The organism is Paenibacillus sp. PK1-4R (genome assembly GCF_030369595.1).
Taxonomy (GTDB): domain Bacteria; phylum Bacillota; class Bacilli; order Paenibacillales; family Paenibacillaceae; genus Paenibacillus.
The window spans coordinates 902,196-916,144 of the sequence record NZ_CP126535.1 but is presented as its reverse complement, the minus strand read 5'-3'; the positions used below and the strand labels follow the sequence as shown (position 1 = coordinate 916,144).

The following is a 13,949-nucleotide window of genomic DNA, read 5'->3' as shown; positions in this document are numbered from 1 at the left end:
ACGTTGCTTCAGCTATGCAATCTTCTTCTGATGATCTGCTCGCAATAGCTTGCGCTTATCACCGAAAGGGTGGAACTGTATACGGAGCAGTAAGGTATAACATTTCTACTTAAACCATCCCCGCTTCACAAACCAAGCCACCATACTCCCGCCAAGCACAAACATTAACAGAAGCACCGCACCATACCCAAACTTCCATTGAAGCTCAGGCATATAGGCAAAGTTCATGCCATATATACCCGCAATCAGTGTGAGCGGCATAAATACGGTCGTAATCACCGTGAGTGTCTTCATGATCTGATTCATCCGGTTCGAGTTCAGGGAAATATAACTGTCGCGCAGGTCAGCGGTCATCTCCCGATCGGCTTCGATCATGTCTGTCAGCTTCAATAAATGGTCATAGATATCGGTAAAATAAGCCGTATGTTCACCTGTTCGCTGCACATGCTGGGAGTTCACCACCCGATAGAGCAGATCCCGCATCGGTACTACGGTTCTTCTAAGCTTCAGCAATCGAGTCCGCAGATCAAACACCTGGTTCATCAAGTCTTCAACCGACTCTTGTCCACCCCGGTTCTCCAGTTCAGCCAGTTCATCCTCAATCGCAAATAAAGACGGAAAATAATGATCCACCAACTTGTCCATCACCGTATAGGCTGCTGCCACCGGACCTCGCGCCCAGATGGTTCGTTCATGTGCATGGTGCAACAAGCGTTCCCACGCTTCATCCACTTCCTCCAATACGCCATGATGAAAAGACACTAGGAAGTTAGATCCGAGAAACAAGTCAACCTCCTCGGCTTCCAGTGTGGACGGGTTCAGTGCATGCAGCACAAGAAACTGCAGATTATCATAATAATCGAGCTTGGGCCGCTGCAACACATGCAGACAGTCCTCTATGGCTAATGGATGAAAATGAAAATATGTATCCAGCAAACAGCTTTCCTCTTCCGTTGGCTGGTTAAAATCGGCCCATACCCAGGCGTAATCGTTCAGATCCAGCTGTGTAAGTGGTACGTTAACGGAGACTTGATGTTCTCGTGTAATGGCGAGTGTACGAATCATAAATCAGATCACATCCTTGTCCTGTATCTATACGTTATTGTACACAGGTACCTTCAAACTCGACAACAAAAAAAGCCAACCCTGTTGGCTTCTCTCATTTCCCTATCCACAGTTCCCTGTATCCACAGGAATATCTTCTTTTGGTTTATCATTCCACGGATGGCTATCCACATATCCAGCCTGTCCACACGTTCATGCACAGGCGTCTCTTGATTTTGGTTGTATAATTATCCACATATCCCGATATTCACACAGTTATGAACAGATTGTCTGGTAACCCCGAATTCGTTCGGGATAACTTCTCTTTTTAGAAAATAATCCAGTAGAGCAATCCTGCCAGTCCCGCAGTAATCGGAATCGTAATGAACCACGTAATAATGATACGTCCAGCTAGTCCCCATTTCACAGCAGAGAAACGTTTCGCGGAACCTACACCCAGAATAGCTGATGTGATCGCGTGCGTCGTACTAACTGGAAGGTGAAGCAACGTTGCTGTGAAAATAACGGAAGCAGCTGACAGATCGGCGGCGAATCCGTTGATCGGTTCAATTTTAAAGATTTTGGTACCCATCGTTTTGATGATTTTCCAACCACCAATGGATGTACCCAGAGCCATCGCGGTTGCTGCTGAGATTTTAACCCACAGCGGCACTTCCAGATGATCTTGTACACCTGCTGCAACCAAAGCAAACGTAATTATACCCATCGCTTTCTGTGCATCATTCGTACCATGTGTGAATGCTTGCAGTGCAGCCGTGAAAATCTGTACCGTACGGAAACCTTTATTCACGTTATGCGGACTGCGTTTGGCGAAAATATATTTGAGAATCGTCATGACCACATAACCGATGGCAAACGCGATCAGAGGTGATAATAGCAAACCTCCGACGATATCAATGAATCCGCTCCATTTCACTTTATCAGATCCTGCGCCAACAAGCACGGCACCTGCAAGGGCTCCGATAAGTGCATGTGATGAGGAAGACGGAATACCAAACCACCATGTAACCAGGTTCCAGATAATCGCTGCGATCAAGGTGACTATGACGACCTCGATCCCGTTATCCAGCGTGGTGGGGTCGGTCACACTCCCCCCAATCGTCTTCGCAACGCCTGTAAACATCATCGCACCGACAAAGTTCATCACCGCTGCCAAAAGGATCGCGCGACGTGGCGTTAGTGCCCGTGTTGATACCGAAGTGGCAATGGCATTCGCCGTGTCGTGAAAACCGTTGATGAAGTCAAACGCCAGTGCAAGGAAGACGACTATACCTAATACCCAAATCGTTGTTTCCATTATTCTCTGGCTCCTTAAGAATTACGCATAATGATGGATTCGAGCACATTCGCCACGTCTTCACAAGCATCCGTTGTTGTCTCAAGACGTTCGTAAATTTCCTTACGCTTGATCAGTTCAATCGGATCAGACACGGTAGCGAAGAGATGTTTGATACACATGCGCAGCACTTCGTCGCCCTGGTTTTCCAGATCATTCAAACGAATGGTGTATTCACGGATGGCCAGCAATTTTTTCTGTGACAGCAGATGGATTGCCTTCTGAATTTCGTAAGCCGATTGGCGCAAAATTTCAGAGAACTGAACGATAAATTCGTCCGGATCCGTCAGTTGGTACATATAGAAACGGGAAGCCGTTGCTTCGAGTCCGTCCAATACGTCATCAAGTGTTGTTGTCAGCTCCATAATATCATCGCGTTCGATCGGCGTGATAAATGTTTTGTTGAGTTCTGTAATGATCGTATGCACGTAATCATCACATTTCGACTCGTACTTCTTCATTTCATTGGCAAAAAGAGTCACATCCTGAAGGTTGGAAACATGCTGGGAGAAATAATCTGCCGCTTGAACAACCGTATCTGCCATATTCTCCAGTGTCTCAAAAAATATATCCTTCTTCTTCTTAAGCTTCATAGCTCTATCCCCTTTACGAGAAAAATTGCCGATAACCGATGAAACATGAAATGACAACCTTTGATATCTTATCATATTTGTTTCATGGTTTGTACAAAAGGTGTGATCCTTTTTTATATTCTTATCACATTAATCTGAAATGAATCTTAATTATTTGGAATAATGGTAAATTCAAGTCAAGATTTTACACTGCGTTTACAATTCGACATCAAAATTCAAAATCGACACGCTTCTACTTTTCACGCGAAGGTAAAATATACTGCCTTCTCGACGATAAAATGGACACATGTTTCATTGTTTTCTTTCATTACATCCTTTTATTGCTGCACAGCCAGCTTCACATGACTGGAAAATTCAGGTTGATTAGGAACAATGCTGATAAAGGTTTTGCCAGGCACAAGAGCCACTTCACTGCCACCCTGAACAAACCGTATAATATCCCCCTGCTTCTTCACCCACTGCCCACGAATCATCTTGCCTTTCTGGAACAACATGGCTTCCCCGCCCTGTTCCAAATTAACGGACAACCGACCTACACTATCAAGTACCTTGTGATCTGCACCTGCCACAATGATGTTCGCTGCGCCAAGTTGAGTCCCATTATCCAGATCCTGATCTGCCTTACCATTCACCATTCTCATATATCGTCCGCTAACTTCATCATAATCATACGTCACCCGGTAACTATCCAATAAATAATGGATATCGAATTGCTTCACTGCCTCTCCTGCGGATGTCGCACCTTCTTCGTTATAGATGTATACGGGAGACTTGAAATCATGGCTATAACCCTTGATATCTGACCCTTCTCTCAGCTTGTCCGCTGAAGTATACAGATTATGTGGGGCTTTACGGTCCGAGGAACGCCAGAAGTAAGGTCCACCATTCGAGATTTCATCCATATGCTGTTTCTGCTGCCTTTGCAAAATGGAATACGCCTCCGGACTGCCACCGGCATGAACAAGTACCCCATCATAACTCTCGCCGAGCTCAATTAGATATGGACGTATACTGCGAACGGGTCCAACCGTTTCCCCACCGCCTTCACTCTGGAAGATGGCAATGAAACGGGTAATACCTCCCTCAGCGAGAACTTCAAGAATGATATCGGCTGAACTTAGACCCGATTGGGGCCGAGCCGCTGGTGCATTATTAATCATTACGGCGAGTGGTCGTCGCGTAATTGCTTCATCTACAGGCAGACCCGTCAGAGGTGCTGTATAGAGAGACGTGTTGGACTCCTCCACGTTCTGTTCTTCTTGTACAGGTGCAGGTGTCGGTTCTGGCTGAAGTGGCATCTGCGCCACTTCCTGGTTTTGGCAGGCAACAAGACTCAATGAGAGAATAAACAGGGATGCAGCCGATGCTGCTTTGTTCCATTTAAAAAGCTTCAATATAGGACCTCCTGAACGATATGGCCTGGTTCTAAGTTGTGATATATGTCTCATGTGGGCAACCATTTCACGTATTTCTTTCCATTTAATCACACCCCATCCGATTTGTCTGCGCCCAGAAGGCCTTGATACAGCGTGAAATTCACATTTGAAACAGCGATTTGGGAGAAAAATATGTCCTAAATGTGAACTTCTCAAACCTTACTTAAAATTTGAACTAGATTGTGATTTTAATCACAAACAAAACGACTTTTGAACTATACAATAAAGACATCAAAGGTGATCACTTAGAAAAAACAAAAACAACACACACTAAATTCCATGAAGGAGTGGTTCATATGTTCAGCTTCAACCAATGGCTTAGAGAAAACAAAGTAGCAATGTGGATTTTGACAGTACTTCGGGTGTATATCGGTTATGATTGGATGACTCACGGATGGAGCAAATTGACTGGCGGATTCGAAGCTGGCGGGTTCCTTGCAGGGGCATTGGAAAAAACAACGGGTGATCATCCAGCAGTTCAAGCATGGTGGGGAACGTTCCTTGAGAAATTCGCAGTACCAAACGCAGGACTGTTCGACTTCGTTATCCCATTGGGTGAATTCCTTGTAGGTTTGGGTCTCATCCTTGGTTGCTTCACCACACTGGCAGCATTGATGGCTATGGTCATGAACTTCGCGTTCCTCTTCTCGGGAACAGTAAGCACAAATGCTCAACTGGTTGTAATGGAAATCTTCCTTGTCGTTGCTGGTGCAAATGCAGGTAAAATTGGTCTGGATCACTGGGTACTGCCTTACCTTCGCGGATTGTTCACTCGTAACAACAAAGGCAATCAGCCTAAAGACACACCAACGATTAGCCCAACTCACAAAACAGCTTAAGCAATCATTCATAGAATTCTCGGCCCTGCTCCCAATCCCCCTGGAGAGCAGGGCTTTTTACTTTTCAAAAATGGCCTGGATGCTCTGCCTGACTTGCTCAGCCACAGAAAATCGTATTATGATGAAATAAAGTTGAACTTCAAAGGAGTACACGATATGCCGACCCAGCGACGTCTTGAGACCGATGCGGACTTCCAGGAAGCCATGAATATGAAGTATAAGGTTCGAGTTTTTAAAGATAATCACCAGATTGACTCGGGTGGCATCATTATCCGTTTTGACAGCAACACCGTAGTTGTACAATCCAGTGTCAGCGAGCTCGCTTATCATTCACGTACAGACTGTGAATTGTTCGAAATCCGCAAATAAAGATCTATTGCATGAATAAGTCCTTGTATTAAAAAAAAGGTTACTGTAGCCCTTCAAGGGTGTACAGGAACCTTCTTTTGTTTATATATTGTTTAATTGTATGCATTAATACACGTTATCCGTAAGAAACTGGCTTCAAGCACCATAATCAGGCTGTTGTCTGTTCCAAGTTACACGCCGTCTCCAAACTGCCAGCAGTTCAAACTGAGCGTTCCATAAGGATAAGACTGGAATAAACGCTTCGCTGATCGGGACATATCCGCTGTACCCATGGCGTAGAACAAAGGCGCAAGGTGTTCTGTGCCATACGACGGAACTGCCGTGCGTGCGTGAGGGGCTTTTTTCTCATATTGAAACAGCTCTCTCGTGTTCCACTGCTCCAAGCGCTCCCCGATCCAGTTATCAAATTCCACCGCCCACTCTTGCGGTTCATCCGTATTGCCAAGCAATCGTAAATTGTGAACCGTTCCACCACTGCCAATGATCAGCACATCATCATGACGCAGCTGTTCCAGCATTCGGCCAATATCATACTGTTCCTGCGGCGTACGCAGCGAGTCTACCGATACAGCGATCACAGGGATATTAGCCTCAGGATACATATGGAGCAACGGTACCCATACGCCATGATCCAGCCCTCGGCCACGAATCGGCTGATGTGCCAGATTGCTGCGGGTGAACAAAGCACATATCTCGTTGGCTAAATCTGGCTGCCCAGATGCAGGGTATTCCATCGTATACATCGTAGAAGGAAATCCGTAAAAATCATGCAAGGTCTGATGTGTATCATCCATCGTCACGGACGGTTCAGGACAATCCCAATGCGCCGTAAATACAACAATGGCTTTCGGAGCCGGCAGCCTGTCTCCAAGCTGGTTCAAGAAGTGAGTGTAGTCATTGCTCTCCACCGCCAGAGCGGGAGAACCATGCGCAATGAAAAGTGCGGGTAATGTCATTGCTGCCAACCTCCAGACACGGATAGAATGCTTACTCCTCTATTTTACCCTTAAGAAGGCGCTTTTCCAAGCTGACATCCCCAAACAGTTGTAATCCTGCCACTTATATCATCCAGTGCTGCCAATCCTGCTCGATCTTCTGACGTTCGCCCAGCCACTCTCTCGTACGCGTAATGAGCTGTTCCCGCTCTTTACCTGAAGAGAAGGTGTGATCGCCCTGGAAGATGATCTCCTTGTCGCAACGACCTTCCTGACGCATCCAGAATACCTTTTGATACAGGAATGCGTAGTCTACAGGAATAATCTCATCTGATGTACCATGCACGACGAGAACATCACCGCTAAACTTAACTGCTTCCTGGAATGGCTGTTGTTCAGCAAGAGACTCGAAGAATGTCGGTGTGAATTTGTATCCAAGATAATCAGCCGCACCCAGTTTCACGCCTTCATCGTATACTTCCCGTCCCGTAATCTTCACGATATCATTGAATGGATAACCTACGGAGGACCACATAACCAGGTTTTTAACACGTTTGTCGCGCACAGCAGTTAGTAACGCAACGGCCCCACCCAGACTATGACCAATTAGCGTAACACGCGTAGGATCTACATCACTGCAATTCACCGCGTAGTCCAGCACCGAACGGGTCTGCAGCACCATGGACTCCAGTCCCTCCGCTCCGTACTCCCCGCTGCTCTCTCCGCAACCGATATAATCGAAACGCAGGACCAGATAACCGTCTTCAGCCAGCTCCCGTGCAGTCTTTACAAACAAACGATCCACGCCGATCCGACTACCAACGAAGCCGTGGCAGATAACTGCCAGAGGTACTCGCTGCTGACTCTTCTCCTCCTTGATATCTTTCACAACCGGATAATGAATCGTGGCTGTTAATTCTTCTTGCCCATGACGGATACTGATCTGACGTTCCATACCGATTTCCCCTTTCCACGCTTAGCCTGTTGAGTTCCATTTATTAAATATATATAATCCGATAAGTTTAGTGTGTATTAAGATGTTATTCATATATTATCATCCCGTAACCTTCAAGTCAACGTAAGTAAGAACCCTTTCTACGTCGACTGCTATTCTACATTTTATCGGTTAATAAGCAAAAAAAAATGAGCCACGCTGATGACAGCTGGCCCGGATATCATTTGGAATTCAAACAAGTGTTGCAGGATCGTTATTCGTAGCTTCTACGGAACATCTCGTGGGTCTCCACCCGTCCATTCCACTCATGCTCATGACCCGAATCACTATTGTCCCAGAAACTTCTTCCCCTCAAATTGCCATCTGTCAGTTCTTCTGCATACTCCGTGTCCTCCAGATTCTCCTCAAAGGATACAACCTCGTCTACGACTCCACGGGAGTTGCTGTTCAGTAGCAGCTTCCGCGTCAAATCTGTTTGTTTATCCATAACAAGCACACTCCAATCTTGGATTTCTGTTGGAAATGCTACTATTGTGATGGAATCGGCTGCTCTTTATGCATACTTCACACAATCGTTAGATCTGGGAGGCGTGAGGGATTTTTTTCACATGAACGGGAGAAAATAAACGAACAATCATTGGCAGCATATGCCTCGGAGTCCTTCTACCGAAAGGAATGAATTCATGGAACATCTACTGGAATGGATTCAACATCACGGTAAACTGGTGCTGTTATGCACCTGTGTCATACTAGCCTGTGTATGGATATGGGTCCACCATGAGCAGCTTTTTTATAAGGAATGACTTTGCGAAACGAGAGCCCTTCCCGTATACTAAAATACCGTCAGGGTCTTCAGTCAATTGGAAGATCAGAACGTGTGTAGACAGGGGGAGCAATCATTGGGGATTTCCTATAAGAAGCTTAAAGAAATACAGAATCGGCAAATAACTGAGATGAGTCGAATGACACCTGAACATGTGAAACTGTATGACGAGATCAGCACAATTGCACGTCATGCGCCAGCGGACGAGAGAACACAGGAAGAGTGGATACTCTCCGCAGGAAAAGCGATCGTGCAGGCTCAGCGGGATAACATATCCGCTCGCGATCTATACGGACCTGATCTGGAACAAGACATCCATGCACAGCTCGGGATAACAAATACAGCACCGGAGAAGACGGCTGCCGTTGAGGTGGGTAAATCCAGCCCAACCCGTGGTAATAGTCCATCAGATCCATCGAAAAAGAAAGCCAACGCTGGAGAACCACAGTCAACGGAGAATCCAGAGCCCGTGAAACGGACTCCAAAGTGGTATGCCATGATCGCTTGGGCGGCTTTGTCTTTTGTCATGTTGATTCAAGGATGTGTGGGATTGTTCGTGGGTTGGACTGGCGGAGATACGGAACCGTTCCAACACATTAGTCTGTTCTCTCTGATCGTTGCGGCAGTTGGCGGTATTGCATTGGTGGAGATGCTTCGCCGTCTTGCTGAGCGACCGGACGATGAAGGAGCGGACAAGAACACCGTACCTAAGGTTAACCTTAAGGGAATCATCATCTACATCGTCATCGTGGTCCTTGTGCTGTTTGTAGGGTATCCACTGCGTGATAAACTTCCAGTATTTGCACTGGCTCCGTGGGTGAGTGCGGTGATCGGCATTGTAGGGCTTGTAACGTTAAGGCCTTTATTTGGACAAAAGAAAACAGCATAACACGTTATATAATCGATTAAGGGACTTCACGAACTCGTGAGGTCTTTTTCCATTGGGAGGTGGTTCCGATGTTTGATTCCTTTGCCCGGTGTCTCTCCAAACTCCCGCTTGAACATCCGGATAAAATAGTTCACTTCCATGCCTACCGTCTCTGCCGCCTCTCGTACACTTGCTCGTGGGTGCTTGTCCAGCCATTCCGAAGCCTTCTGCAAACGCAATCGCTGCATATATTGATGTCCTGTCACGTCATAATGCTGGTGAAATAATCGGTTGAGATGCTGCACCGAATAACCAACTGCGTCAGCGATGTGCTTCAATAACAGGTCATCCTGGTAGTGCGTATGAATCAATGCTACTGCTCGGACGAGTGCATCCTTGCTCGGATCGGGCTCCCGATTAGAGTGTTTTACAGTGCCATCCTGTGCCCTAGATGATACAATACCTCCTATGCCGACATCAGATGGTATTTTCGATTGTGCTATATCCAAAATGAGCTGGTAGATCAGGGTTGATGTGTTCCACATCTCCGTTGCTCCTTGATCCAGCGCGTGCCAGAGATTGGTCATGCGTGACCAGATGACTTCAAAACCGGAGATATGGCACGGTTCGTTCTGAAGCAAACCCGTGGATTGTAATACCGATCCAGCCGATGCACCGCCAATGCCGATATAACCCAGTTCCCCTTTGGATTTGGAATGAGGCACATACTCATGCGCAACCTCGGGTTCCACGATGAATAACTGCCCTGCTCCTATCGTCCATGTCCCTTTTCCCGTTATCTTGAACTGCCCTTCACCACCGCGTGACAAAAACAACTGATACACCGGAAATCCATCCGGTCTATGCAGAACTTTCTCTTCCTGCGTGCCCACACAATACAGGTACAGCGGCAACCGGGAATCCGGCAGGCCCGTCAAACGAAATGCAAGCATTCCATCATTCCTTTCGGCTCATAGGCTTTTACATAAGGTGAACTAAAGAAATTTACACTGGCCACTCCGTTTCATGTAAATGTAAGTTCAATCTATATACCCAGCTTCCCTTTATTATCCAATAATTGGTTCAAATGCAACATTGGTCTAAGGGACCGTTCTGGCGACAAATTTTTTATCAAGTGAATTGCCGCGAGGATGTTAAGCGGTGTCTACGTGGGAATATTAAAAACTCCCTTTCCGGTTGGAAAGGGAGTTAATGGCTTTAAATTCCTAAAAATTAATTACCCAGTATGCGTTTCAACCGCATTTGTCTATCTGGATTCATGAACCTGGCGTAGAGGGGTCTGCAGCAGATGATTGAGTGCCATTACCACCTGAAGTTCCCGCGCCCGTATTGTCAGTTCACTGACCATTTCCAGAAGAAGCTGGCGGAATATCAAATGTTCTTTCTGCACTGACAGATGTATATTTCGTCGGCTCACTCACCACTGAGACTACCAAAACTTTGTATTTACCCTCTCCAAAAGCCATATTATTTGAATCATTGGCGGAATTTCCAATATCCACTATTGCTGTTCCTGAAGAAGTACCACCCGTATCAACAGTTTGTAAAGCTTTCCCAGCAGTTCCTGAATTGCTTCCTTCTTTAACAATGTACACATCGTAACGAGTAATCCCTAATTCATTTGGCTTATCGAAACTTACATTGATTAAATTATCAGTTACTTTTGCTTCTAAAGCAGTTACCGTTTGCACTGGTGTTACTGTCTGTTTCTTCGCATTAATAGTGAATGTAGATGAAGCCAAACTTGATTCACGATTATTGTCGTTTGATTCAGATAAAATATACACCGTGTATGATTTGCCTGCTTCAATTTTTTGACCATTGATATCAGACAGTACACCCGGAAGTATGGCATTTCCACCAGATGTTTCCACGTATTTTATTGTAGTGGAATTGTTTTCTTTCGCTATATTCTTCGCTACATTGAGCCCAAATGCGCTTCCTGTCGGAGCAACCATAACAACATAACGTCCAATGCCTGCTTTGGAAGCTGGTTCCGTATATCTCAAAGTCACATCCGTTACATCACCAGCTGCTTGCTCTTCTTTCTTAACTTCAACGTTAGTAATTGTAACTACTCCTACTGCACTAGTTACGGACAATTTAACATCTGCATAGGCCGTTGACAGCACATTGGATGAATTACCTGTATTACTTACCGCAAGTACAAATATGCGATAGTTCTCATCATTGCGAATAGTTGTACTATCTGTTGCCTTGGTATCGTCTAAAGTCACCGTGTAATCTCCGCTTCCTCCAGCTTTATTTACCACCTTAAAGTTGGAGTTCCGATTAGCTTCCGACAAATCAAATCCACTCAAGTTGGAAGTTTTGACTACAAATACACGGTAATGGTACACGTTCGTCTCATTCGACGATCGATTAAATGTCACACGCAAATCACGTCCATCTCCGTTATCCGCGATGTCCTTCGCAGTCACACTGGTCGGAGCGGTAACAGCCGTGTTTGCAGTCAGTGTGATCTGAGAAGAATATGAAGACAACGCATTTTGACTTGAGTTTCCGCTATTGCTTACTGACATAACGAATACACGATAGGAAACGTTATTAGAAATAAGGGAACCGCTTGTGTCGTATGCACTATTCGAAAGAGTTACTGACAAGTTACCACCCGTTTTGTTCACCTGCGTATAGTAGTTCGACGCATTAGCTGCACTTAGTGTGAAGTTGCCCGCATTACCGGAGCGAACAACGTATACTCGATATCCAGAGATTCTGGACTCATCCGCAGCTTTGTTGAACGAAACCCGCAGATCGCGCCCATCACCGTTGTCACCAATATCCGCAACAGCCAGGTTGCTAATAACTCCCGCGTTACCGTTCGTTGTCAGTCTCAGCACAGTGGAGGAAGCTGACAGCGCATTGGTGTATCCATTTTGCTGATTGCCCACCGCCATCACAAAGACGCGATAATCTTGCAGATTCGTTACGTTATAGCCACTTGTGTCCTTCATGGATGAAGGTAATGTCGTTGTAATGTTGTTGCCTGTTTTATTCACCGTATAGTACAGACTGGAGGACAGGTTACTCGCCGTTGTCAGATTAAAGCTGCTGGCAACCGAGTTACGCACCACAAAGACGCGATAATTCGCCACCTTGGACTCATCTGATGAACGGTTGAAACTCACCTGAATGTCACGACCATCTCCATAATCCGAGTTATCCTTCACCTGCGTAATTACTGGAGACGTTGCTGTGTTCACGGACAACGTAAGTGAAGATGATGCTGCGGACAGCTTGCTGTCTGTTGTTGTATTAGTGCTTACCGACAAGATGTAGACCACATACGCTGTGCCACTTTTGATCAATTCGCCGGACGTATCCCGTGTTGAAGAAGTCAGCTGGCTTTTCACTGCGGTACTATTTCCTTTGTATATGATCGTGGAGTTAGCACTGGATACTTTGTTCGCCGCAGCCAGATTGAACGCAGAAGAGTCCTTTGCTTTAACAACAAAAGCACGATAATACGTAATGTTGGATGTTGTGCTCGGCTGCGTGAAGTTAATCTCCAGATCGCGGCCATCTCCATAGTCACTAATATCTGCAGCACGCAGACTTGTAACCGCCTGTACTGTGGATTTTACATTATTGAGCTTCAATGCTTGGGAAGACCAGTTCAATGCATTTTTATAATTATTGCTGCTGTTACCAACAGTCAGTACATACAGACGATACGTTTCATTACTATTGAGCAAATCCCCGTTCACGTCACGCGTCTGTGCATTAAGAGTCAGTTTCGGGTTGCTGCCATTCGGTGTAACAGATGTATAGTTCGCAGAAGGTACGGCAGTTGCTGAGGACTCCGTGAAGCTATTCACATCGCGAGTTTTTACCAGCATAATCCGGTAAGCAGATACCGCCTTCTCTGAAGTTGGACGTGTAAAGCTCACGGTCAGGTCACGACCATCTCCGTTGCTTCCGGATACCGAACCATAGATGTTCCATGCAGCATATTGTGTCTCATCCACTGGAGGTGTTACCGTTGTCTTGATATCTACACGTTGATTGCGCGAGTTCCAGAATACTTTCTCTCCAAAAGCTTCACTGACAAAACGAATGGGAACCATTGTGTTGCCCTTAATCGTGTTCGCAGGTACATCCAACGATATCGCTTCCCCGTTGATGTATGCCGTTTTAGAACCAAGTGTCAATTTAACTTCCTGATCGTCGCGAGTTGCAACAATCGTTTTGGTTCTGTTCGTGTACTGTACCTTCGCATCCAATCCTTCAAAAATCGACCGTAGCGGAACCAGTACGCGTCCACCTTTCATGACAGGTGCCTGAGCAGATGATAACTCTGCATCATTAATATATATGCTGATTCTCGCAGCTGCATCCATAACCGATGTTGGAAGTGCGGACATCAGCATGGCCGATACAGCCAGCGCTGACATTACCTTCTTCACTTGTTTTCCTCCCGCTTTCCTCATATCCCATATCCCCATTCTCACATTTAGTTAACATCGAAATAGATTCGCTGTTCTTTTCATTAATTCCTGTATTTTCCTATGCACAACTAAGACGTTCCGATCGGCTCAAAAGTTTCCAGTTGTACAAAAAATATTTTCGCAGAAATCTTCCTCTATCTTCCACCCTCCAAAAGTTAAAAATAACAGAAGAATTTGTCACCATTCCGCAACCACATCCTGCACCAATTGGGTTAATGTATAGTGACTAGTGAACAACAC

12 protein-coding genes are annotated in these 13,949 nt (G+C 45.7%); 3 read left to right on the top strand and 9 right to left on the bottom strand.

Features of this window, described 5'->3' with window-relative positions; all coding sequences use genetic code 11:
- Positions 1 to 105 precede the first annotated feature (105 nt).
- The 4 genes from corA to QNO02_RS03825 all read right to left on the bottom strand — a co-directional run bounded on the left by corA (position 106) and on the right by QNO02_RS03825 (position 4,388).
- Complete coding sequence (corA, locus tag QNO02_RS03840; protein ID WP_133387377.1) at positions 106 to 1,065, bottom strand: magnesium/cobalt transporter CorA; 960 nt, start codon at positions 1,063 to 1,065, stop codon at positions 106 to 108.
- A 307-nt stretch (positions 1,066 to 1,372) separates the two neighbouring features.
- On the bottom strand, positions 1,373 to 2,362 hold the full coding sequence (locus QNO02_RS03835) for an inorganic phosphate transporter (protein WP_062836232.1): 990 nt from the start codon (positions 2,360 to 2,362) through the stop codon (positions 1,373 to 1,375).
- A 14-nt stretch (positions 2,363 to 2,376) separates the two neighbouring features.
- Entirely contained in the window at positions 2,377 to 2,994 is a 618-nt protein-coding gene (locus QNO02_RS03830; RefSeq protein ID WP_076215091.1) for a DUF47 domain-containing protein, read from the bottom strand.
- Between the two features lie 317 nt (positions 2,995 to 3,311).
- Positions 3,312 to 4,388 (bottom strand): DUF3048 domain-containing protein, encoded by a 1,077-nt coding sequence (locus QNO02_RS03825; protein ID WP_289391133.1) that lies wholly within the window; start codon positions 4,386 to 4,388, stop codon positions 3,312 to 3,314.
- 338 nt (positions 4,389 to 4,726) lie between these two features.
- On the opposite strand from QNO02_RS03825, the gene QNO02_RS03820 reads away from it, so the two are divergent.
- On the top strand, positions 4,727 to 5,269 hold the full coding sequence (locus QNO02_RS03820; RefSeq protein WP_091038811.1) for a DoxX family protein: 543 nt from the start codon (positions 4,727 to 4,729) through the stop codon (positions 5,267 to 5,269).
- Between the two features lie 156 nt (positions 5,270 to 5,425).
- Positions 5,426 to 5,638, top strand: coding sequence for a hypothetical protein (locus QNO02_RS03815; protein ID WP_017690673.1), 213 nt, complete (start codon positions 5,426 to 5,428; stop codon positions 5,636 to 5,638).
- A 170-nt stretch (positions 5,639 to 5,808) separates the two neighbouring features.
- On the opposite strand, the gene QNO02_RS03810 is transcribed toward QNO02_RS03815, so the two are convergent.
- The 3 genes from QNO02_RS03810 to QNO02_RS03800 form a co-directional block, all read right to left on the bottom strand.
- On the bottom strand, positions 5,809 to 6,594 hold the full coding sequence (locus QNO02_RS03810; protein WP_062836227.1) for a DODA-type extradiol aromatic ring-opening family dioxygenase: 786 nt from the start codon (positions 6,592 to 6,594) through the stop codon (positions 5,809 to 5,811).
- Positions 6,595 to 6,697: 103 nt separating this feature from the next.
- The gene (locus tag QNO02_RS03805) at positions 6,698 to 7,528 is read right to left on the bottom strand and encodes an alpha/beta hydrolase (RefSeq protein WP_036606057.1); all 831 of its coding nucleotides are present in this window, start codon (positions 7,526 to 7,528) and stop codon (positions 6,698 to 6,700) included.
- A gap of 253 nt (positions 7,529 to 7,781) precedes the next feature.
- Positions 7,782 to 8,015 carry a hypothetical protein gene (locus QNO02_RS03800; RefSeq protein ID WP_133387380.1) on the bottom strand — a complete coding sequence of 78 codons (234 nt, stop codon included), beginning with the start codon at positions 8,013 to 8,015 and terminating at the stop codon, positions 7,782 to 7,784.
- Between the two features lie 412 nt (positions 8,016 to 8,427).
- Here QNO02_RS03800 and QNO02_RS03795 point away from each other — a divergent pair, with 412 nt between their 5' ends.
- Positions 8,428 to 9,240, top strand: a complete 813-nt coding sequence (locus QNO02_RS03795) for a hypothetical protein (protein ID WP_289391132.1) — start codon at positions 8,428 to 8,430, stop codon at positions 9,238 to 9,240.
- A gap of 26 nt (positions 9,241 to 9,266) precedes the next feature.
- Here QNO02_RS03795 and QNO02_RS03790 read toward each other — a convergent pair whose 3' ends face one another.
- Positions 9,267 to 10,172 (bottom strand): AraC family transcriptional regulator, encoded by a 906-nt coding sequence (locus tag QNO02_RS03790; protein WP_289391131.1) that lies wholly within the window; start codon positions 10,170 to 10,172, stop codon positions 9,267 to 9,269.
- Positions 10,173 to 10,577: 405 nt separating this feature from the next.
- The gene (locus tag QNO02_RS03785; protein ID WP_289391130.1) at positions 10,578 to 13,667 is read right to left on the bottom strand and encodes a copper amine oxidase N-terminal domain-containing protein; all 3,090 of its coding nucleotides are present in this window, start codon (positions 13,665 to 13,667) and stop codon (positions 10,578 to 10,580) included.
- Positions 13,668 to 13,949: the final 282 nt, after the last annotated feature.